General features: G+C 45.7%; 17 protein-coding genes. 6 read left to right on the plus strand and 11 right to left on the minus strand.

The features are described from left to right. Nucleotides 1-56: 56 nt before the first annotated feature. The 3 genes from B9G69_RS11110 to B9G69_RS11120 all read right to left on the minus strand — a co-directional run bounded on the left by B9G69_RS11110 (nt 57) and on the right by B9G69_RS11120 (nt 3,006). Nucleotides 57-1,565, minus strand: a complete 1,509-nt coding sequence (locus B9G69_RS11110; protein ID WP_088614991.1) for an MmgE/PrpD family protein — start codon at nt 1,563-1,565, stop codon at nt 57-59. A 149-nt stretch (nt 1,566-1,714) separates the two neighbouring features. Further along, complete coding sequence (locus B9G69_RS11115; protein WP_088614990.1) at nt 1,715-2,248, minus strand: DOMON-like domain-containing protein; 534 nt, start codon at nt 2,246-2,248, stop codon at nt 1,715-1,717. Further along, a complete protein-coding gene (locus B9G69_RS11120) occupies nt 2,248-3,006 on the minus strand; it encodes an acyl-[acyl-carrier-protein] thioesterase (protein ID WP_088614989.1) in 759 nt (252 codons plus the stop codon). Before B9G69_RS11120 ends, B9G69_RS11115 begins: the two co-directional genes overlap by 1 nt. A 185-nt stretch (nt 3,007-3,191) precedes the next feature. Between B9G69_RS11120 and B9G69_RS11125 the strand changes: the two genes are divergently transcribed. Further along, complete coding sequence (locus tag B9G69_RS11125; protein ID WP_088614988.1) at nt 3,192-3,470, plus strand: helix-turn-helix domain-containing protein; 279 nt, start codon at nt 3,192-3,194, stop codon at nt 3,468-3,470. Nucleotides 3,471-3,540: 70 nt separating this feature from the next. Here the strand turns inward: B9G69_RS11125 and B9G69_RS11130 are convergent, their stop codons facing one another. The 5 genes from B9G69_RS11130 to B9G69_RS11150 form a co-directional block, all read right to left on the minus strand. Then, entirely contained in the window at nt 3,541-6,357 is a 2,817-nt protein-coding gene (locus tag B9G69_RS11130; protein ID WP_088614987.1) for a POTRA domain-containing protein, read from the minus strand. Further along, entirely contained in the window at nt 6,354-10,322 is a 3,969-nt protein-coding gene (locus B9G69_RS11135) for a translocation/assembly module TamB domain-containing protein (protein WP_088614986.1), read from the minus strand. The genes B9G69_RS11130 and B9G69_RS11135 overlap by 4 nt, the downstream gene beginning before the upstream one ends. After that, nucleotides 10,319-11,368 (minus strand): hypothetical protein, encoded by a 1,050-nt coding sequence (locus B9G69_RS11140; protein WP_088617134.1) that lies wholly within the window; start codon nt 11,366-11,368, stop codon nt 10,319-10,321. The genes B9G69_RS11135 and B9G69_RS11140 overlap by 4 nt, the downstream gene beginning before the upstream one ends. Before the next feature lie 126 nt (nt 11,369-11,494). Further along, entirely contained in the window at nt 11,495-12,061 is a 567-nt protein-coding gene (efp, locus tag B9G69_RS11145) for an elongation factor P (protein ID WP_088614985.1), read from the minus strand. Nucleotides 12,062-12,234: 173 nt separating this feature from the next. After that, nucleotides 12,235-13,065, minus strand: a complete 831-nt coding sequence (locus B9G69_RS11150) for a tetratricopeptide repeat protein (protein WP_088614984.1) — start codon at nt 13,063-13,065, stop codon at nt 12,235-12,237. A 60-nt stretch (nt 13,066-13,125) separates the two neighbouring features. On the opposite strand from B9G69_RS11150, the gene ruvC reads away from it, so the two are divergent. From ruvC to lpxC, 5 genes are read left to right on the plus strand one after another with little or no spacing between them, the layout of a single operon-like run. Next, a complete protein-coding gene (gene ruvC / locus B9G69_RS11155; protein ID WP_088614983.1) occupies nt 13,126-13,632 on the plus strand; it encodes a crossover junction endodeoxyribonuclease RuvC in 507 nt (168 codons plus the stop codon). Beyond that, complete coding sequence (gene ruvA, locus B9G69_RS11160; RefSeq protein ID WP_088614982.1) at nt 13,629-14,210, plus strand: Holliday junction branch migration protein RuvA; 582 nt, start codon at nt 13,629-13,631, stop codon at nt 14,208-14,210. The genes ruvC and ruvA overlap by 4 nt, the downstream gene beginning before the upstream one ends. Further along, the gene (gene ruvB, locus B9G69_RS11165; protein WP_088614981.1) at nt 14,207-15,241 is read left to right on the plus strand and encodes a Holliday junction branch migration DNA helicase RuvB; all 1,035 of its coding nucleotides are present in this window, start codon (nt 14,207-14,209) and stop codon (nt 15,239-15,241) included. The genes ruvA and ruvB overlap by 4 nt, the downstream gene beginning before the upstream one ends. 1 nt (nt 15,242) lies before the next feature. After that, nucleotides 15,243-16,247 carry an asparaginase gene (locus tag B9G69_RS11170; protein WP_088614980.1) on the plus strand — a complete coding sequence of 335 codons (1,005 nt, stop codon included), beginning with the start codon at nt 15,243-15,245 and terminating at the stop codon, nt 16,245-16,247. 19 nt (nt 16,248-16,266) lie between these two features. After that, nucleotides 16,267-17,178, plus strand: a complete 912-nt coding sequence (gene lpxC, locus B9G69_RS11175; protein ID WP_088614979.1) for a UDP-3-O-acyl-N-acetylglucosamine deacetylase — start codon at nt 16,267-16,269, stop codon at nt 17,176-17,178. A gap of 77 nt (nt 17,179-17,255) precedes the next feature. Here the strand turns inward: lpxC and B9G69_RS11180 are convergent, their stop codons facing one another. From B9G69_RS11180 to B9G69_RS11190, 3 genes are all read right to left on the minus strand, one after another. After that, the gene (locus B9G69_RS11180) at nt 17,256-18,041 is read right to left on the minus strand and encodes a murein L,D-transpeptidase catalytic domain family protein (RefSeq protein ID WP_254916825.1); all 786 of its coding nucleotides are present in this window, start codon (nt 18,039-18,041) and stop codon (nt 17,256-17,258) included. A 214-nt stretch (nt 18,042-18,255) separates the two neighbouring features. After that, nucleotides 18,256-19,917, minus strand: a complete 1,662-nt coding sequence (locus tag B9G69_RS11185) for a hypothetical protein (RefSeq protein WP_088614978.1) — start codon at nt 19,915-19,917, stop codon at nt 18,256-18,258. Nucleotides 19,918-20,053: 136 nt separating this feature from the next. Then, nucleotides 20,054-20,695, minus strand: coding sequence for a hypothetical protein (locus B9G69_RS11190; RefSeq protein ID WP_088614977.1), 642 nt, complete (start codon nt 20,693-20,695; stop codon nt 20,054-20,056). Between the last annotated feature and the right edge of the window lie 89 nt (nt 20,696-20,784).

Raw genomic sequence — 20,784 nt, forward strand, 5'->3', positions numbered from 1 at the left:
CGGGTCTCGTAAAAACCCTAGGCCAGCCCTTGTCGCTGACGGTCTTCGTCCGAAGACTAGAAGATACCTTTGTTATCGCGTTTATTGTTAACAAGCTTCTCGATAGGAATTTGAACGTTCAACTGTTGAACCTGCTCAGCAGTCAAGTTTTCCAAATTCTCACAAAGACCGATGAAACGATCGCGTTCTGCTTTAGTGATGATTCCTTCAGTCAAAGTGTCAAACTTACGGATGTAGTCAGCACGTTTGAATGGACGAGCACCCGCTGGATGCGCATCAGCTACGCCTAGTTCATCAACGATTTTAGAACCATCTTTCATCGTGATTTCTACGCGGCCACCGAAACGTTTTTTGTCTGGATCTGTCTCGTGGTACCAAGCTGTCCATTGTTTGTCTTCAACAGTAGAGATTTTGTGCCACAAAGCCACAGTGTCAGCACGTTTCGCGCGCTCTGGAGCGTACGAATTAACGTGGTGCCAAGTACCGTCTTGAAGAGCCACTGCGAAGATGTACATGATCGAGTGATCAAGAGTTTCGCGAGAAGCGTTTGGATCCATTTTTTGTGGATCGTTCGCACCAGTACCAATCACGTAGTGAGTGTGGTGAGACGTGTGGATCACGATATCTTTGATATCGTCGAAGTTTTTGATCATCGGCTTCATTTTGCGAGCCAAGTCGATCAATGCCTGAGATTGGTACTCTGCAGAGTGTTCTTTTGTGTAAGTCTCAAGGATCGCGCGTTTTTCTTCGCCAACTTCTGGAAGTGGTACTTCGTATTTACCGTTTTTACCATCAAGCATATAAGCGATAACAGAATCTTCACCTTCATAAATTGGAGACGGAGCGCCTTCGCCACGCATAACACGGTCAACAGCTTCAACAGCTAGTTTACCCGCGTGTGCCGGAGCGTAAGCTTTCCAAGAAGAGATTTCACCTTTACGAGATTGACGAGTCGTGAAAGACACGTGAACCGCTTGTTGAACTGCTTGGAAAATAGTTTCAGTTGGAAGGTTCAACAAAGTACCGATACCAGCCGCTTGAGCAGGGCACAAGTGAGCGATATGGTCTTTTTTGTGCATGTGAAGGCAGATTGCTTTTACTAGGTCTACGTGAACCTCATAACCTGTCACGATACCTTTCAAAAGCTCCTTACCGTTTTTACCCATTTGTTGAGCAACCGCCAAGATAGCTGGAATGTTGTCACCCGGGTGAGAGTAGTCAGCTGCCAAGTAAGTGTCATGGAAATCCAATTCACGAACCGCAGTCCCGTTGGCCCATGCAGCCCATTCGCAGTCAAATTTTTGATCGTTCGGCATACCGAAAACAGTAGCACCACCATTGCGAGGATGTGCAATAGCCATTGCGCGAGCAGAAGCAACCGGACGACGGTTCGCTGCAGCGATAGCAACAGAAGCATTGTCGATGATACGGTTGATAACCATATCGACAACGTCAGCTTTGATTGGAGCATTGTCAGAAGCGATCTCTGCAATTTTCCAAGCCAGTTGATCTTTACGATCCAATTTTTCTTTCGATGGATAAACACGCACTGTGTGTTTCTTCATGGGAATCCTTTCAAGACTCTTGCTTCGGCTAAGCCTTAAAGACTTAGCGCGTTATTTAATGATTAAATGAAAGCAAGCAAGGCTAACGTGACCCCTTTGTGGGGTCAAGGAACTGGCGGAGCACCATGGGGTTTTCTGCGATGCACCCTCTAGAGAGCGTAAGTGAAAGCGGCCTTATTATGGAAATCGGCCTGGGGGCCCGGGTGAGTCAGAGCAAAATAAGCTTTCGAACCATCCGAAAACTCGATCACAGCCGTGATTCCCAATTGTTTGAAATGCTTCAAAGCGGGTGACTGAATCTTGACCCGAAAAAGTGCCTGATCAGATTCTGAAGATCGGTGAATCAATTTAACCGAAGCAGTCCCATCTGGTCGCATACCTTGGCGGTAGCCGGTAAAGGCATAAGCATTCCAATCACCATTAGGGGAGCAATTCACTTCTAAATAAGGAGAGTCAGAATTTTGATCAAAGCTAAAGAAAGCTTCTAAGCACGTGGTTTTCCAAAGCTCGTCGCGGCGAAGGACATCTTCGCCCTCGTGCTGTGGAGGAAAGTGCAAGTGTCGAGTGGGGCCTACAAGAAAATATTCAAGAATCACTTCATCATCCGAAGAGACGTAAACTTGAGATTCTACTTTAAATAGTTTCGTAAATTCAGTCTCTGCAAAGGCCTTCAAGTGAAGCATTAACGTTTCTCCCAGTCCATTCGAGCGGTGAATAGATTCTTTCCGTCGGAAGTGCGAACCCCGCGATACACGGTCGACCCTTTGGTTTCGTCTTGGGTGGAATCAGTGACACTGCCTTGGATCTCCACAGTATCACCCAGTAAAGTCTCTGCCAAAAAATTTACGGAGTAGGAGTTTAGTTTCAAGACCTTATGAAGTTCAAAGGGTACTGAATCCAAAATCCATTGGGCATATTTGGCGTTATTCACGTGGAGGTTGATGTCTAAGTCAGAATTTCTGACGGCGAACTGGGTTAATTTCTGATACTCCCCACGGACCGGTATTTTTTCTGCATCGACGGTCAGAGGGTCCTCGCTGATCAAAACATCCCAGGGCCGCAGATCTTGTACCGGTAAAATCTTGCCCGAACCCTGTTCCAAGGCGAGAAAACTTGTCGTGCAATGGCCAATAACCTCATCTTTGAGATTAAAAATTTTAAATCCCCGCAAAACGAATGCCCCTTCAGGCGGGCGGAGCCATGTTCTGATTCGAATCGTTTCACCATAGGCCGGCCATGAATTCATTAACGTATGCTGGCGAGTCATGACCCAATACAAGTTATCTTGGGCCATTTGCGTGGCACCAAAGCCAATTCTTTCAGCATGCTGCCAAGCGGTTTCCTGGATAAGATTAAGCAGCCCATAAAGCCCTAACTCGCCTCGGGCCGTCACGGATTGGCTAGAAATCTTGAATACTTCATCCCAGGTTTTTGAATACATAATCGAGAGCTCCTCCATTTTTGGTGGAATTTTTTTGTAGTTTTACACATCTCATGTGAAAAAACAGGAAGGAATTTATCACAAATGATGTATACTGTTTCTAGTTGATGGCGTGAAAACTTTCATTAAATCAATTTGTCACATTCTGATAAGTTGTTTATGCTTTATTTTCTGCAGGCGGGAATATGAGACAAAAAAACATGTTGGCGGACTTTTTAAAAACAAAACGCGTTGCTGCGGGTCTATCCCAAAGGGACGTATCGGATAAATTGGGCTATTCAACTCCTCAGTTTATCTCTAACTGGGAGCGTGGTGTATCTCACCCACCGATCAACGCTTTGAAAAAATTGGGCGAACTTTATAAAGTATCCGCTGAAGATCTATTCGAAGTGACTTTGAATGCGACAATCCAAGAAGTAACTCAGGATTTGCGTCGTAAATTTGCTAGCTCAAAAGCTCGCTAATTTCCAAAACAAAGCATAGATAAAAAAAAGCCCGGTTTCGCCGGGCTTTTTCTATTTGTACAGTCTTGATTTAGAATGTACCGATCGAGATGTGCAGGCGCCATGGTGATTCGCCCGGTTGCATGTTCAGTTTCCAAGCAATATCCACGCTTAATGGGCCGACGGGCGTATTGTATCTGATACCTCCGCCAGTTGCCGCGCGATAGGGTTCGTTAATTTCAAGTCCTTGAATTTGCACGATACCACCGTCGTAAAACAGGGCTCCACCCAAAGAACCATAGACGGGGAAGCGAAGTTCCGACTTTATCAAACCCATTGTTGAGTCTGTCGTTAGATAATATTTTTTATTTCCGCCAGCAATTCCCAGGTCATTGTTGTTTGGGAAATACTCGGAACCAGCTTCGTACCCACGAACCGTAGAAATACCACCCAGACTGAAACCTTTTTTATCCCAAGGCACACCATTTTGACGGTCTGGAGTATCAGACAATGTACTTAAATTTTTAATGTAACCACCGCGAAAGTTATTCGCCCAAACCACCGGCTGCTTTTGAGCTGTGCCCAGTTTGCTATAGAAAGTGATGCCAGCAACAGCACGCCAATAATTAATGGTCTCTGTTCCTGCCAGAGGATTAGGCCACATATTCGGATCGGCATATTCCGCATTGATACGAGTGAATGTGCCTGCCGTGGGATTGAATGGATTGTCACGGAAGTCGAAGTCGATGTTTGGACCCGTCGTAACGATATCTTGTTGCGTGGGAGCATAGGGATACGTGTTATCCAAACCGGAGTCGCGAACTTGTGCCAGTGAATAGATATCCCAAGTGGCCAGGATTTTTTGGGTCAGATCTTTTTCAATCGTCCAAGTGTATTGGTTCAAATCAGTGACCTGTTTGATGTTAAAATCAGTGATCTGACTGGATAAAGTCACGTTCACGCGACCACGAATATGGGACCCAAACAAATAGGGTTCAAGGTAACCGGCCACAACTTTGTGCTCAAGATACTTCACGTCAGCGATATTATAGTTACCTTCTAAACGCAGTGAAATCCCGCGACCCGTACCGAATAAGTTACGATAAGCCACGCCCGTGTATCCACGAAGTGTCAACTTACGCTCGTTCGTGGCACCGGCACCGATGTTAAATGTGCCGGGTTCGCGCTCTGTCACTCGAACAATGACCGTGCGTTCCGCTGTCGGAGTTTTCGCCTCAAGCGTGCTGATCTCGACGGTGTTAAAAAAGCCCGTTCGTTGAAGGTGTGAGATCGAATCATCCAAGCGTTGCGGCGTGATCAATTCGCCTTTTTTAATTTCTAACTCTTGGAATAAAACGTAATCACGAGTGAAAGAATTGCCTTCTAAAACAATGCTTGCGGCACGAACCTGAGGACCTTCAAAGATCTTAAAGTTCAACAAAGCTTTAGTGTTCGTTTCATCGTAAGTAACAAGGTCTTCTTTTTCATTCAGCAACATCATTTCGATGTAGCCATTGCTATGATAAAAATCCTTGATGTTTTTAACAGCTTCTTCAATTTGACTGAGTTTTAAGGGCCCGGGTACCAAACCAGTTACCTTTAATAGCTCTTCATTTTTGTAGGCTTGGTTTCCTAAGAAAGAAACCGATTGGATGATCGTCAACGGGCCTTCATCCAAATTCACATACAGATTAACTTGGTCTTTTTCTTTATTATAAGTCAGACGGGTGGACACAATCTTGGCTTGTAAGAAACCTTCGTTTTGCAACGCCAAGATCAGATTTTTAACCCCTGTCTCAAAATCATCTTTGTTGTAATAGCCCTTGGAAATCGTGGCCGAGCTAAAGTCTTTGATAATATTTGCGTAGTGCTGCGGTTTGCGACTGATTTTACCAGTGATATTGATCGCTTGAATCTTTACTCGCGGACCTTCATCAATCGAAAAAGCTATATGGCGTAGGTACGGATTGCCTTTTTCGTCCTCGGTGCTTGTGACTTCCGCGCGTGCATAACCGTCAGCCAAATAATAATTGCGCAGTTTTGCCGATAACTCAGTCCCAATATTTGGATTGGCAGAGTAGTAGTTATCAAGATCGAGGGCTTTTTTTAGTTTGCTGCCGCTAAAAATCTTAGCGCCACCAAATGAAAACTCGTAAGCCTCGGGGCGATCCACCCGATAAGTCAGGGTCGCTTGAGATTCGTCGCTGCTGTATGTGATCGTGGGTCCGACAAAGTCTGCGCGAACGTAACGCTCTTTATTTAAGTAAGTACGGGCGGCCTTATTTAAATCCGCAAGAGTTTTTTCTGTTAGCGGATCATCGACTTTGGAATCCAACTCGTTCACCAGGTTTTTGTTCAATTTGCCGTTGGGACTTTGAATGATCAAATTGTGAATCAAGGTGCGCTTGTTTTCAGTCACTTTTAAAACGATGTCGACGGTATCGTCCTTGCCCGGGGGCATTTCGATATCAACTATCGTATTCATAAAGCCTTGCTCTTTATAAGCAAGTCTTAGCTTTTCGCCCTGTTCCGCCAGACTTTGCTGGTCGTACACATCGCCCGATTTAACTCCAAAGATATTCGCCGTTTCAGAGTTCGAATAAAAATCATTCCCGATAAAGGTAACCGTGCCGATGCGTTTTGCATGGATGTATTCAAGCTTATATGCGCCTAGCGATGTTTCGTTGACCATCACACGATCAAACTGGGGCTTTAATTGCAAGTAGCGCAGAATTTCATCCACCACATCCAAGGGGACAAAATCCTTATTCACCTGGGGATAGCGGCGTAAAATATCGGTTTGAACTTCCGCAGGTAAAGCAGAAATATCCAGTCCCTTCTTGGCCAGAGCCGGGGAGGATTGGATAAAAAGTAAAAATGCAAAAGCAGTGACTAAGATGCGAATCATTTGAAGTCCCGCTTAAATTCTAGATCAAGACCAAAAATACTTTCTGTCTCAGACGGAGTATTTTGAAGGGTGTTGTTGTCGTACATGTTTTTATTTTCAAATGAACCGACTGCTGTCCAGTTTGGATTCAATAGGTATTCAAGCTTCACATCGTAACCCGAAACGTCACCCACTTGGCGGCTTCCGGAAACTTTCATTTTTTCCGTCAAACGACGCGTCAAGGTGATCTTAGGAACACTGATATTGCGAGTGGAATCATACTGAGATGTCACCGACAGATTCAAACCCAAAGTGCTTTCTAAGGGTTTATTGATTTCGTTAGCAAGGATACCACCAGCCACTTCAAGGCCTGCTTGATCGGCAAGGGCTTTTGATTGACCGGAAGTCGCCATACTTTGAGAGGTCACACCCAAGGCAATCAATGAAACGATGTCTTGTTCTGAGAGCGGGGGAACGCTGGTCAGTTTGATCGTGGGGTTTTTTGCGGAACCTTGAGCAAATAAGGAAACATCGTATTCATTGATACGAGAAGTCGCCGTTACATAAAGATTCGGATTGATCTGTGTTGGATCGATAAAATCCACATTCGCAGTTTGAATATCGAATTGACGATCCTTGAAGACTAGCTTCGAACGTTTTTCCGTCGTGATTTTACCTAAAAGAACCGGATTGGTCGGAGGCCCCTTGACCGCAATATGCCCACTCACGAAACCATCAAAGAGGGAGTTTTTAACTTGCAACGGTTTTTCCAAGTTCACGGCGATATCAAGCAGGACCGGTTCGAACTGTGACTCGCGCAAAACTTTAGGTAAATAAGCACTTTGTTGAATATTGGCGGCACCACCACTGCCACCTTCGATAAATTCTTTTTCAAAGATCCCGCCGCTAACTCGGTATGTTCCGGAAAGAACGAAGGGGAACCATTTGCCCGAGAATAAAAGGTCCGCTTCACCAGTTGTGTGCACGCGATCAGGGACATTCATGGAAACATTTTCCAAATGAGCACGCACCGATGTGGGAAGATCGCGAACCCCATTGATGATCACGCTGCCATCACCAGTCACTGTTCCGCCTGCCAACTGGCCGCGGATTTCGTTCACGATAATACGTGTTTGCGAAAACGAAACACTGGCATTAAGGCGCTCAAGAGGGTGTGGGAAGCCCTTAAGTTTTACAAAGGCATTGCTAAGGTTGGCAGTCCCTAAAATTTCGGGCTTTGAGATTCTTCCTGAAACATTCGCGGATAATCTAAGCGGGCCCCCTAAATCATCTAAGAAGGGGGTGAAGATTTGCAACAGACGCAAATCTGTTTTCGCATCAATGTTCATATTCAGGCGATCCGCCGTAAAGTTGGCACCTTTAACCTGAATCGTATTGTGAGGGCCACGCAATAGAAAGTTTTTGAATGTTGCTGTTCCATTGTCGGCAGTAATTTCAATGGGGCCTGTGTTGGAGATGCTGGAGCTGCCGCGCTTTAGGTAAAAGTTTTGAATCGAAATTTTGCCGGTGGATTTTAAAATATCACCAGAATCGGAACGCAAATCGATGTTTGAAGTCAGCGAAGACTCGTATTCATTGGCTAGGTTCGCGCCACCCACCAAAGCCAGCAAGGAAGAAAATGACCACTGATTCGTGTTCATTTGTATTCTTAATGGAGACTGATTTTCAAAAGGCAGTTGGAAATCACCCTGAACTTTATCACCGAAAAGACTGACCTGTCCCCCAAAACTTTTTTGATCGACATGCAGTTGGAAGGCAGAGTTCTCTAACTCTTGATCCTCGAGGACTGTTTCCGTCAATGCACCTTTCACATTGACGCGGGCATCTTTGAACGAATTCTTAATTTCCGCAGAAGCATTTAATGCGCCATAAACGCTTGTGGTGAATTTGCTGATGAGGTTGGATTCTTCAAGGCGCCAATTCTTAGCATCGACGATTAAATTTAAAATTTTATCAGAGCTAATGCCACCTGTAACATTGGCGACAGAGTTATTTTTCAAAAGCTGAATTTTGCGGGCCTTGATGTTGCCGTCGGTGGCGTCCACATTGAAGTGAAGCTGATCAAATGTCTCTTCGCTGGCAGAAACATTTTTAAAGGCAGAATCCAGCTTGTAATTCATTTTCCAGAAGTTCAAGGGTCCATCGACGGAGGCTTTGGCAGCCCCGGTACCTTGGATCGGGAAAGGGAATCTGTAAATACCATCTAACACCGTTGCGATATCCGCAAGCTCCGCCGTCGGAGCACTGAAGGCGCCAGACAGATGATTGTGAGTCAGGTCGATATCTAAATCCCCAATGTACTGTGTTCTGTTCTGGGCACCGGCGATTTTCGAGAAAATCAAATGGCCTTTCACAAGTTTGACATTGGCGATGGCATTTCCAAGATTGAAGTCTTCAAAAATAAAATCACGAACGTTGAGACTTAAATCCATCGTCGCTGCATGAGAATCACCTTGAGTGGACCCCTCAATCGAGGCGTTACCGATCATTTTTAATCCCGCCAAGTTTTTGATGTCTTTGACGTCAAGCTTGCGGGTTTTATAATTAATCTTAAAGCCTTTTTGGAAATCAATAACGCCATCACTTGTACCAACACTGCTGCCAATCGCAAGATTCGTGTCGTAGGTCACCGCAGACATGGTGACTTGAGTTTTACCTGTCACTTTAAAGTCTTTAAGACTAACGATCTCTTTACCTTTAGAATTGTTTTCTGATTTAACCCACAGGTCTTTCCCAGTCAGTTCGCCGTCTTCACATGTGAGTTGAAAGGATGGAAGTATTTGGCCCGTACAAGGCAGAATACCTTGCGCTTCAAAACCTACGGGGATGCTTCCTAAGTTCAAAGACGCAAAGAGCTTTTGTGCGTCTAAGCTTTCAACTTTGACCGTGGATTTGAAGGCGTAGTTTTCATCAAGCAGCAATTGGGATTTATTAAGAACTGCTTTACCTGCAGGGTGGGTCACAGTCACTTCAGAAAAAGCAAAGCCCTTGTCTTTGTATTCACCTTTGATGTGCGCATCACCCAATTCAAACTTATCGACAATCACTGCCTTGGTAGCGATATCCGCATTTCCGCGAATGTCATCAAGACCGTTAAAGCGAACTTCAACTTCCGTATCTAATTTCCCTGAAAGCTTTGGAATACGCACATCAGGTTTTAAAGCGTGAAGCTCTTTATAAATATCAGCTAATGAAACATTTGCTGACAGATCGATAACGCCTGAAGGTTTCAGGGTCACATTTTTAAAATCAGTGAGTTCACCACGAGCCACGAATTCTGAATCATCCAAACGCACGCCCAATTGCAAGATGCGCAAAGACTGGCGCGTTAGATAAAGGTGAGAATCCAAAGAGCCAGAAAATTGACCAACGCTTTTCAAAGATACGGCCAACGCCGGAGTGTTAAGCTTGGCTGTGATGTTGCGGCCCATGTTCGTAAGCAATAGACCGGAATTGCTTGCTTCAACTTGGAAGCCTAACTTTTCAGAAGATACCAGCACATGCACATTGCTTAGCAGGATTTTTTGCAAAGGAATCTTTTCAGTGATCGCAAAAATCTGATCCATCGGTAAAGGTTCAGGTTTTGAATCCTTCTTCATGAGGGGGTCAATGTGAATGTGTGCTTCAGGGGATTCGATCACTAATGCCGACAAATTGACACGGCCACCAAGCAAAGAAAAGAAATCAAGGTGCAGGCGAGCACGACCGATGCGAACTTCCTCAGCGACTTTTGTAAACTCACCCTTGGGAAGAATACGGATTCCTTCAAGTGCCACCGAGGTTCTTAATACACGGATACGCAGACGATCCGCTTGAATTTCAACCGGCAGAGATTTTTTGGAATAATTTTGCAACTCCTGCAGGCCCCAAGCTTCTAAGCGAGGAATCAGAAACGAGGTTCCTAATCCCCATAAAACCAAAAACGCCAGGGTGGGAGTGATTAAAATCCAAAAGACACGTCTCACTGGCCACTCCAAATGCTAAGCAGGGCACTGCCAGCTCTGTAATGGGGACGCGAAGCCAAAAGGCCTTCCAAAATTTCGACAGCCGAATGTTTTTGACCAATTCCCCACATAGCTTGCGCGCGCAGGTACGCAGTTGCAAAGAATGTTTCTGGTTCATGGGCAAAGGCTAACTCGACTTGCGCAATCTCATTAAGCAGTTCGATAAAGCGACGACACTGTAAAAGGACTTCCAGGCGTAGCCATGCTGTGCTTTCAGTATTTTCGCAGAACTGCAAAATATCGAGTGCTGTTTCATAACCTTCGAACATAAAAGCGGCGATCGCAAAATCAAAAGCCATTTCGGGAGTTTCTTCAGCGTGGTCGCGCAAAGACTGAAGTAAAGCCAAAAGTGCTTTTTCAACTTCAGGATCTTTCGGGGCAAGCTCTTCCGGTTTTGGATCGCGAGCGCGTGGCGAGCGACGAGCCAAGATTTCCAAAGCATGGCGTTGGCGATGTTCGCGCACCTCGTTGTTCACGTCGTTGTCGCCGGGATAAAGTTTCTGCAAGCGTGCCAGTAAAACTTTTTCCTGTTCATAAAGCTGTTGCGTGCGCAACGTGATCAACTGATCCAATAAGTTTTTCTTGTTGTTTAAAAAGTCTTTATGAATGCGGTATTTTCGATTGCTGCGCCACTCGCCCAGAAGGGGGGAGAATTTGTTCAAGGCTGCGGAACGAGCGGCTTCATTTTCCGCTTCACTTTCTTGAATACCTTCGATCAAAGCGTTCATCACTTTTTCATCAAGAGTGATTGTCGCATGTCCCAAGGCTTCTAAAAAATAAGGCCAAGGGATATGAAACGTTTCATTGTCGATATGTTTGACGACGAATTCGGCCAACTGCAAGTGACGACCGCTAAGATTTAAAAAACGCGCCAATGCATTGATGTTGTCTAAAGAAAATTGTTCCGGAGAGGATTCAAGACTTGAGATAAGGCGAACGGCCACTTCATCGAGATCACTGGTCTCATTGAGTAAATTCTGAATTTCCAACTCAACAAAAGTGGACAAAAAAAGACCTCCGCTTTCTGCAAATACTCCGGCGGCGCCGGAGTGCATACAGTCACTCAATATTTTGGTATAAAACTGAGTGTTTGCGGAGGTTTAATATCTTGCGTTAGGAAACTATTTTCCTGACTATTTTTGGCTGACGCGCTCTACGTACTCACCCGTTGAAGTATCGATACGAAGAGTATCGCCTTCATTGATGTGCAAAGGTACGCCAACAGTCAAACCAGTTTCCATAACAGCGGGCTTCGTTGCACCCGTAACACGGTCACCTTTGATGCCTGGATCTGTTGTAGCAACTTTCAAGTTCACGGCTTTAGGTACGTCAACTGCCACTGCTTTATCGTTGTAGAATAGAACTACAACTTTCAAGCCTTCAGTGAGGTAGTATCGAGATTCACCAAGGTCTTCTTCAGACATTGCGATTTGATCGTAAGTTTCATTCGACATGAAGTTGAAACCTGAATCATCTTTGTACAAGAAGTTCATCTCTTTATTTTCAACGTTTGGTACTTCGAATTTTTCGCCAGATTTGAAAGTGACTTCCAAGTTTTGGCTTGTAAGCATGTTTCTCAATTTTGTGCGAGTGAATTGGTTGCCTTTACCTGGTTTCACGTGTTGGAAATCCACGATGACATAAGGCTTACCTTCAACCATGATTTTCAAATTCTTTCTAAAATCCGACGTTTCGTACATACGGTCCTCTTTCTAAGCTTGGAAGCGATCTCAAAACTACCACTGACTGCGTTGCTCGTCGGCGGCATACAGGAAGTATGCCTTCTCCTCGCGCCTTGCATTGGCACTTTTGATATCGCTTCTGTTTTGCGATGATTCAAAGGGGATAATATGCCCAATTCACTCTTGGCTTGTCAAATGAGGGAGCGATAGTCCTCGATTTTGCGAAGCATCATCTGCAGGGTTTCGATCTTTCTTTGGCGGATCATTTCATCGCGCGGCAAAAGAGGCTTCAGGGGAGTCGGTTCGTCAGGTTCATTATAACGAACTTGCAGCGTTTTCATTCGGCGTTCAATTTCAGCATGATCACCAAATTCCACGCGAGTGTCCTTTAAAAGTGCATGAGCTTTTTCCAAATCGTTGCGCACAATGAACGCGTCAATTAATGAAAGCATGCGCTCAAACGCCTTATTTCTAGGCACTGGTTGTGGCTTGAAAACTTCTGTTGCAGCTCCGGTTTTTGTACCAGGAACTGTCGCCTCAATGGGTGGAGTTTCTAAGTTAACTTGCGGAAGTTTTGCCATCGCAAAAACTTCCTCATCATACTCATCCGCCGTTAAGGATTCCAATTTTTGTACCGCTTTTTGCGCTGATTGAGAGCTCGGATTTAAGAATAAAACCATCTTGAAAGCTTTCAAAGCTTCCTTGGGGTTTTTATTTGTCAGTTGCAGCTCGGCCAAAAGTTGATGAGCCAAAATGTTTTCGGAAGCCAAGCCAGTGGCCTTTTTCAGAGCCTCGATCGCGCGGCCGATTTGGCCTGCATCGCGCAAGATTTTAGCGTATGTGACCAATCCTCCAACAAATTGCGGATGGCGTTGAACGCCCGCAGTCACAACCTGTAACGCCTCTTTCAACATCCCCATCTCTCTATAAGCTTCCGCCAGAGGTGCAAACACCTGGGAGGTCGGATCCTTTGCGAGGATGTGCTGATATTTTTCGATAGCGCTTGCTTCAATCTTCGGCATACTTCAGATTCTAGTGCACATTCATTGACTTAGCAATACGTTCGGAATGAAATTAAAAGTATGAGTTTGACGATTCTTGGGGTTGACCCCGGTTCCCGCATCACAGGTTTTGGCGTGGTTCGCATCAGCAATGGCAAGATTGAGCATATCAATCATGGCGTGATTTTGTTAGATGCTGTTCAGGAATTTCCTGTGCGCATGGCAGAACTGGGTTCTGCTTTCCGTGAAGTGATGGAAAAATATCGTCCTCATCAAGTCGTGATCGAAAAAATCTTCCTAGGTAAAAACGCAGACAGCGCTTTTAAATTGGGTCACGCACGGGGAGTGATCATGTATGAAGCCGGAATTGGCAAAGCCACGGTTTCCGAATATGCCACTCGTTCCGTGAAAAAAGGCATCACCGGCACAGGTGCAGCTACTAAAGAAGATGTGCAGGCAGTGTTGAAGGCGATGCTTAATTTGAAAGCCATCAGTCGCATCGACGCTTCGGATGCCTTGGCTATGGCTTGCTACCATGCCTTTGAAATGAAAAAGAACGCAGTTATTCAAAAAGCGGTGAGTTTATGATCGGTTATTTGCGCGGAAAAATTATTGAAGTCTTGGGCGATGCCGCTCTAATTGATGTTCAAGGTGTGGGCTATGAAGTTTTGGCTTCCTCAAACACATTGGGCGATTTCACAACATTGCTTGGTAAAGACATCATCGTTTGGATTCACACCCATGTGCGCGAGGACGCTCTCACGTTGTTCGGTTTTCATGACAAAGAAGAAAAAAACTTGTTCCTGTCTTTGTTGAAAGTGAATGGCGTCGGTCCAAAAATGGCTTTAAGCATTTTGTCAGGCGGTCGTCCCGCACAAATTCAAGAAATGATTGAAGCTGGAAACGCGAAAGCGTTATCAGGTCTGCCTAAAGTGGGTAAGAAAACAGCTGAGCAAATTATTCTGACGTTAAAGGGCAAGCTCGTTTCTATTGAAGAAAATTCGAAGGTCAAATCAGAGTCCTTAACTCAAATTACATCAGCACTTTTGAATTTGGGTTATAAATCTCAATTGGTGGATCAATTCGTCTCGACATTGCCGATGACGATCACTGTTGAAGAAGGCGTTAAAAAAGGCTTCCAAACTTTGTCAGGTAACTTGTCATGAGTCGTATTATTGAAGGCAGCATTTTTGAAGGCGACATAGCAGAAACCAGCCCCTCCGCTGGGGGAGAGAAGGCCTGGGAAAACGAATTGCGTCCCCAGGATTTTAGCGAATTTTCGGGCCAAGAAATTGTTAAAGACAAAATCAAAGTCTTCGTGGCAGCTGCTAAATTCCGCGGAGAACCTTTAGATCACGTTTTGCTTTCCGGTCCTCCGGGCTTGGGTAAAACAACCCTTGCGCAAATTATCGCAAACGACATGGGCTCTGACATTAAAATGACGTCAGCTCCCGCGATCGATAAAAAAGGTGATTTGGCTGCGATCCTGACTTCACTAAAACCCAATTCCGTTCTTTTCATCGACGAGATTCATCGCTTAAGCCGTCACGTGGAAGAATACCTGTATACAGCGATGGAGGACTATTACATCGATATCGTGACGGGGGACGGTCTGGGTGCTCGGTCAATGAAATTTCAGCTGGCACCATTTACCTTGGTGGGTGCGACAACTCGTGCAGGGTTGCTCAATCCTCCCTTCCGTGATCGTTTTGGGATTGTTGAAAGACTTCAGTTTTATGACAAAGAAGCCCTTCAAAAAATCCTGATCAGATCAGCGCGCAAATTAAATGTGGAAATTGACAATGAGGGAGCCGAAGAAGTGGCTCGTCGTGCGCGTGGAACGCCTCGTATTGCGAACAGACTTTTGAAGCGAGTTCGTGATTATGCACAAGTTAAAGGCAATGGTGTCGTCACTCGAGAAATTGCGATTTATGCTCTAGATCAGCTAGGGGTTGATAAACACGGCCTTGATCTTATGGATCGTCGTATTTTGAGCCTGATTCAAGAAAAGTATTCCGGTGGCCCGGTTGGTATTGATACAATTGCAGCTGCGCTCAGTGAGGAGCGTGATACGCTTGAGGAAGTGTATGAGCCATTCCTTATCCAGGAAGGATTCATTCAAAAAACTCAGCGCGGTCGCGTAATCACAGAGTTCGCTAAAAAATCAGTTTTAGAAATGATTGAAACGGAGAATTAGTATGCTTACAAGACAGCCACTCGTCGTCGAAGTCCTGAGAGGACATGTTGTCGAGAGTGTGCACCAGGTGATGGTCGCTGTCGTGAACGAGCAAGGGCACTTGTTGCATGGGTGGGGCAATACCAACTATGCAACTTATCCGCGAAGTGCCATCAAAATGATCCAAGCTCTTCCTCTTATCGAATCCGGTGCCGCGGATAAATTTGAAATTCAAGATGAATGGTTGGCTTTAGCGTGTGCTTCTCATCGTGGCGAAAAAAAGCATCTTGAGGCTTTGGCCGCATGGGCACAAAAAGTCGGAGTCAAAGAAAGCGACCTCGCGTGTGGTCCGCATTTGCCTTATAACGAAGCGGCTGCGCACGATTTCATTCGTCACAATCACAAGCCGACAGCATTCTGTAATAATTGTGCCGGAAAACATTTGGCTCTGATCACAACTTGCATTCATGCGGGTGAAAAAATCCAAGGCTATGAAAAGCATGATCACGCTGCCCAAAAAAGATTAAGAACTATTCTAACTGAAACGATGAAAGTCGATCACGGTAAAATCCCGGAGGGCGTTGATGGCTGCGGGATTCAGACCTATGCTGTTCCGTTGCAGGCAATCGCCGTGGGGATGTCGACATTCATCAATCACCATGCTTCAGAAAAGCGTAAAAACGCGGCTGCACGTTTGATAAAAGCTGTGAGTAACAATCCTTTTTACATTGCGGGTAGTGACGATTTCGCTACAAGTGTGATCGAAAAGACACAGGGGCGAGCTATTATTAAAGGTGGCGCAGAGGGCGTTGTTGCTGGATTTTTGCCCGATAAAAAGGTGGCTTTCGCTCTGAAAGTCGCTGATGGAGCGGCTCGCGCGGCTCAGTTTGCGGCCTCACAGGTTTTATTGCATTTGGGAGGCATGAACATTGATGAAGGAAAGTCTCTCTCTAAATTTACTCAACCAGTTATCACCAACTGGAAGGGTGATAGTGTAGGGACCATACGCATTGCTAAGCCCCAGTAGTTAGTGGTAAACTAGCCTCATGTTCTTACAAAAAACGATTCGTAAAAAGACGCTGGTAAACGGAATTGGTATCCACTCTGGAGACCCTTGCACTCTGACGTTCCGTCCAGCTCCACCAGACACAGGCGTTTATTTTATTCGTAAAGACTTGCCTGGCAGTCCTTCCTTGAAAGTCACAGCAAGAAACGTTCAGGCGACAAGTCACCAAACCACAATCGGTGGCGAGGCTTTCTCGGTTGCTACCATCGAACACTGTTTGTCGGCGCTTTCGGCACTTCGTATTGATAATTTATTTATTGAACTTGATGGACCGGAAATTCCCATCTGCGACGGCAGTGCAGGGGAGTTCTTGAAAGCTTTATTGGAAGTCGGCATTGTCGAGCAAGATCAGCCTCGGAAATACTGCTATATCACCGAGCCGATTTATTTCAGCGAAGGCGAGAAACACGCCTACGTGGTGCCGTATCATGGCCTTCGTGTCACAGCGACCATTGATTTCCCTCATCCTAAAATCGGCAAGCAAACAATTGATCTAGATATCAACGAACAATCTTTTGGTCGCGATATTGCCAGTGCTCGTACTTTCGGTTTCTTGAAAGACGTCGAGGCGTTGCAAGCTCGTGGTTTAGCAAAGGGCGGAAGCCTCGATAACTGTATCGTTCTGGATGGCGAAGCCGTCATTAATCCAGAGGGATTGCGCTGGGCCGACGAATTCGTCCGTCATAAAGCTTTGGATGCTTTGGGGGACTTGGTCACTTTAGAAATGCCATTGATGGGTCACGTGGTCCTTTATAAGGCGGGCCACGATGTGATGAACAAACTAGTTAAAAAGATCTGGGATTCACCGACATCATACCGACATGTCGAACTTGGCGCTGATATCAGCGATGAAGTTCAGCGTTTCTCGGGATGGACCCTCGACGCTCGCTAGAGGCCGGTGAAAAGGGCCCGCACTCCTGGGCTGTAGACAGTAAGATAAAAAAAGGCGCTTTTAACAGCGCCTTTTTATTATTTACGTCTTTGGGGCTCATTGATTGAAACTTCGTTACCACTCATCGCAGCTTCCATCAGATCGCGGTGATAGTGTAAAACCACGCTGCCTTTTTGGATTTGTGGAATCACCTTAGAGGCCATCGCCAGCGATAGCGCCGGGCACCCCCAGCTTACACCTAAGCGACCGAATGGTTGGCCTGTTTTAGGATTTTTTGATTTGATGAAATCCTCTCCCACATACCAAGCGCCATGCAAAACGATGTCGCGGTTATAGGCTTGATCATTCGAAGACTGAAGTCCGTACATGCGCAATGTTTTACCGTAAGAACCAGAGTAAACTCCTCCTGTCAGGTAAAAGCCTAACGAAGTCTGTTTGGAATCTTTGATGTTTGAAAATTTAGTCGCATAGTTTGTCCCCGTGCCTTTGCCGTGAGCCACATAGTAACGAATAACATCGCCCGTTTTAAGATCGATCAAATAAAATCGGCGAGTTGTGGAAGCTTCTGTGAAATCGATAATCACAACTTCCTGAGGCGATTCCAACGTCACAACATCTGTCGACGGGCGACGTTCAGATTCATCGCAAGGTCGAATGCTATCCGGCCATCTTGCGCAGTCATAAGTACTTTGTTGAAAACTACGCCCCCTGTTTTCATCCAAGAAATGAATCATGCGATTCAAGGCGTCCTGAGGAACTCCCTGAGCTAAAATTTTATTGTATACAGCCTGAGAAGGCGCCGCCACAGCGGCAGACGTCATTAAGGACAAAAGAGTACAGACAAGAGCGAATTGTACTTTCACAGATCCCCCCGGAAAACTGAGTCGGTAAATTTTTGGTGCATTTAAAAGGGATATAAGAGTGAAAGAGAGAAGAATCAACCACACAAGACAAAATCTGCAAAATTCTCTATAAGTGCACGACAACAATTGCAACGACGCAAGAAGGGCCCTTAAAAAGCCCCACAAACGATCTGTTCCTTAACGAAAAGCAATTCGCCCAAAGCAGGAGCGTCAATTACATTTGAGATTTTAAGTACGTGACGATGTCAATATCGGGAGCTGTATCTGTGCCGACACCGGGTTTTGGACCCGCGCCCAATTGATCAACGGTATAGTCCATGCGCACGTCATAGCGACGTTCGATTTGATTGCGCAACCATCTTTCCGCATCAAACCATGCGCGTTTGTTTTGATCGTCTGTGCAAGATTGAAGCTCTTGAGGTTTGCGAGCGCCCCAGCGCATTTCAGGACAGTGGTAGGGGTCAAAGCTCATGTTGTAAAGACGCTGACGAGCAGCCTCTAAGTTCATCAACAACGTCTGTCTGTTGGAAGTCGTGTAAGAGAACTTACACAAAGTGGCTTCATTCGCGTAAACCGCGAAAAGATCTTTAGCCAAGTTGCCCCCATTGTAACGAACCATACGATCGCCCGCACGATGCTTGTTAATCGCCTTTTGGGCTTGAGCTAAAATATCTACGAATGAAGTTTTCAAACGGGCATCACGCGATGGGGTTGCATAGCTTTCCCACTCGCCCGTAGCACCAAAGATATTTACTGGTAAACGTTCAGGATGTGGTTTCAAGGGGATGCCATCACGGCGAGCCAGCTCAACAGCGGCCACACGGTCCTTCAATGAAGAACAAATGTCGATGACTTCGAATTTCATATCCATCAGTGGATCAATGCGGGGTTCGCCATTGGTCAATTTCAATTGAACGTATTCGTAATAGTTAATCGCTTGGCCATTAAAAATGAACTGGCTCTTTTTCCAATCGCCGCTGCCATCGGGACGACTGCCGTAATATTGTTCCGTGCCGTAGGCCGCCAGATTTCTATTTTCCGCAGCAATAATGCGCCCGCCGATCAGGGCACCGCTTGAATCCTGTGAAGCACCTTCCAGCATTAAGGGGCGGAAGTTTTTAAAACCCGCACCTTGCCCAGGGACCGAGCGCATGAACTTAGAAGTGTAAAGACCCATCGTCAAAGTATTGTCTGGATGAGCGTCGATATATAAAATGCGGCCTGATTCAGTCACACGGTACACGATGGCCACGTGACCGTTTGGATCGTAAATCACAGTGCCGGGGCGAATACCCACGCGATCCAACCGAGCAGAATAGAAATCTGTGTACGAAGCCCCCGGGTTATCGCCGATCATGCGATAGCTTGCCGTAGAAACCGTATTGATCATGTCTGAGTTTAAGTAAGCAATCGCGTTTGGAAATTTGGCGCGACCCATAGCATTTTTCCCCGTTAAAACGTCTTTACGCCATTTCACCGAGTTGCCATTTGTTGAGTAACGAATGTCTTTGTTGAAGTCTTCAGGACCGGCTGGGTTTGCTACGAAACCTGTCGCATTTGAAAACGGAAGTTCATTTTTCCAAGCAAAGTAGGCACGAAGGAAGTAAGGAAGATCGGCACAGTCAGCAAAGAATTTTAATTCTTTAGGATCTGTTCCGTAGTACATGTTCGCAGGACTTTTCAAGCATTCACGGACGGTGGCACATTTGCGATTTTCAACAGCCATACCTAATTGTGTGACGAATTGCCCAAATTGGTATTCGTGTTGTTCAGTCCATTGCGGTTGAGTGATGCGCCAGTTGCCATCTTTGTTCAGTGCATGAGCCGTGGAAGTAGTTCCCACCACAAGTAAAACCATCGCCAATGTTGATTTCATCTTACTCTCCGTAAACTAAAAAATAGTAACCCCGGCGTTATATCGCGAACCCAGGGATTTTGCTTTTGAAAGTCGTACCGGAATGTAGATTTGCAGAAGTTTCACGGTCAACGGCGGAGCGTAAAATCCGTATACATTACGTTTGAGCAGGGAGAATTTTCTTAGCGAATTTCCAGAACTTGTTGTCGACGCCTAACTTCTTGATCAAATAGGCTTCGGCCTCCTTAGGGGAAATTGACAGGGACTGCTCCCACAGGGGCTCGAACAGTGTTTTGGTCGCTCCCACGGCCGTAGAGGGGAAGCTCGAGTCTTCGATCTCGCCGTAAGCTACGATCAGAAGTCTTTGCCACAGGGTTTTCATGGCCCGATTGTAAGTGGATTCCATGTCGCGTCCTTGCAGTTCGGCAATCTCTTTAAGCTGTTTGGTCGAAAGCGGAGAATCCATTTCTAAGGCTTCTAAAATCGTGGCGCTTTCGTGAGAAAGCGGTGAGTCTGTGCGCTGAAATGCGAGCATATTTACAAAGGCTTCTTGTGAAAAAAATGTCGCGCGATTTTGATACCACTTTGCGTAAACGACTTTGTTTGACCGAGACAGTTCTTCTTTTAAAAGCCACAGGTCAGACACCTTGTGATCCGCACCAGCATCCCACTCCCAAACCATCTTAGATCGTGGCCACAAGTGCGCCCATAATGAGTCCGGTTCGGGACTGTTTTTGATCGGGTACACCAGCAAAATTCCTTCTTGTTCGATAGCCTGAATAGCCTTTTGTTTCTTCATGTTTCTAAGTAAAACAAGTTCACAATTGTTTGGCAATTTCCGTCGCCGTGTTAGGATTTTTGACACTCTGAAAATATCTTCCCAATAGG

The sequence above is a fragment of the Bdellovibrio sp. SKB1291214 genome, assembly GCF_002209355.2.
Lineage (GTDB): Bacteria > Bdellovibrionota > Bdellovibrionia > Bdellovibrionales > Bdellovibrionaceae > Bdellovibrio.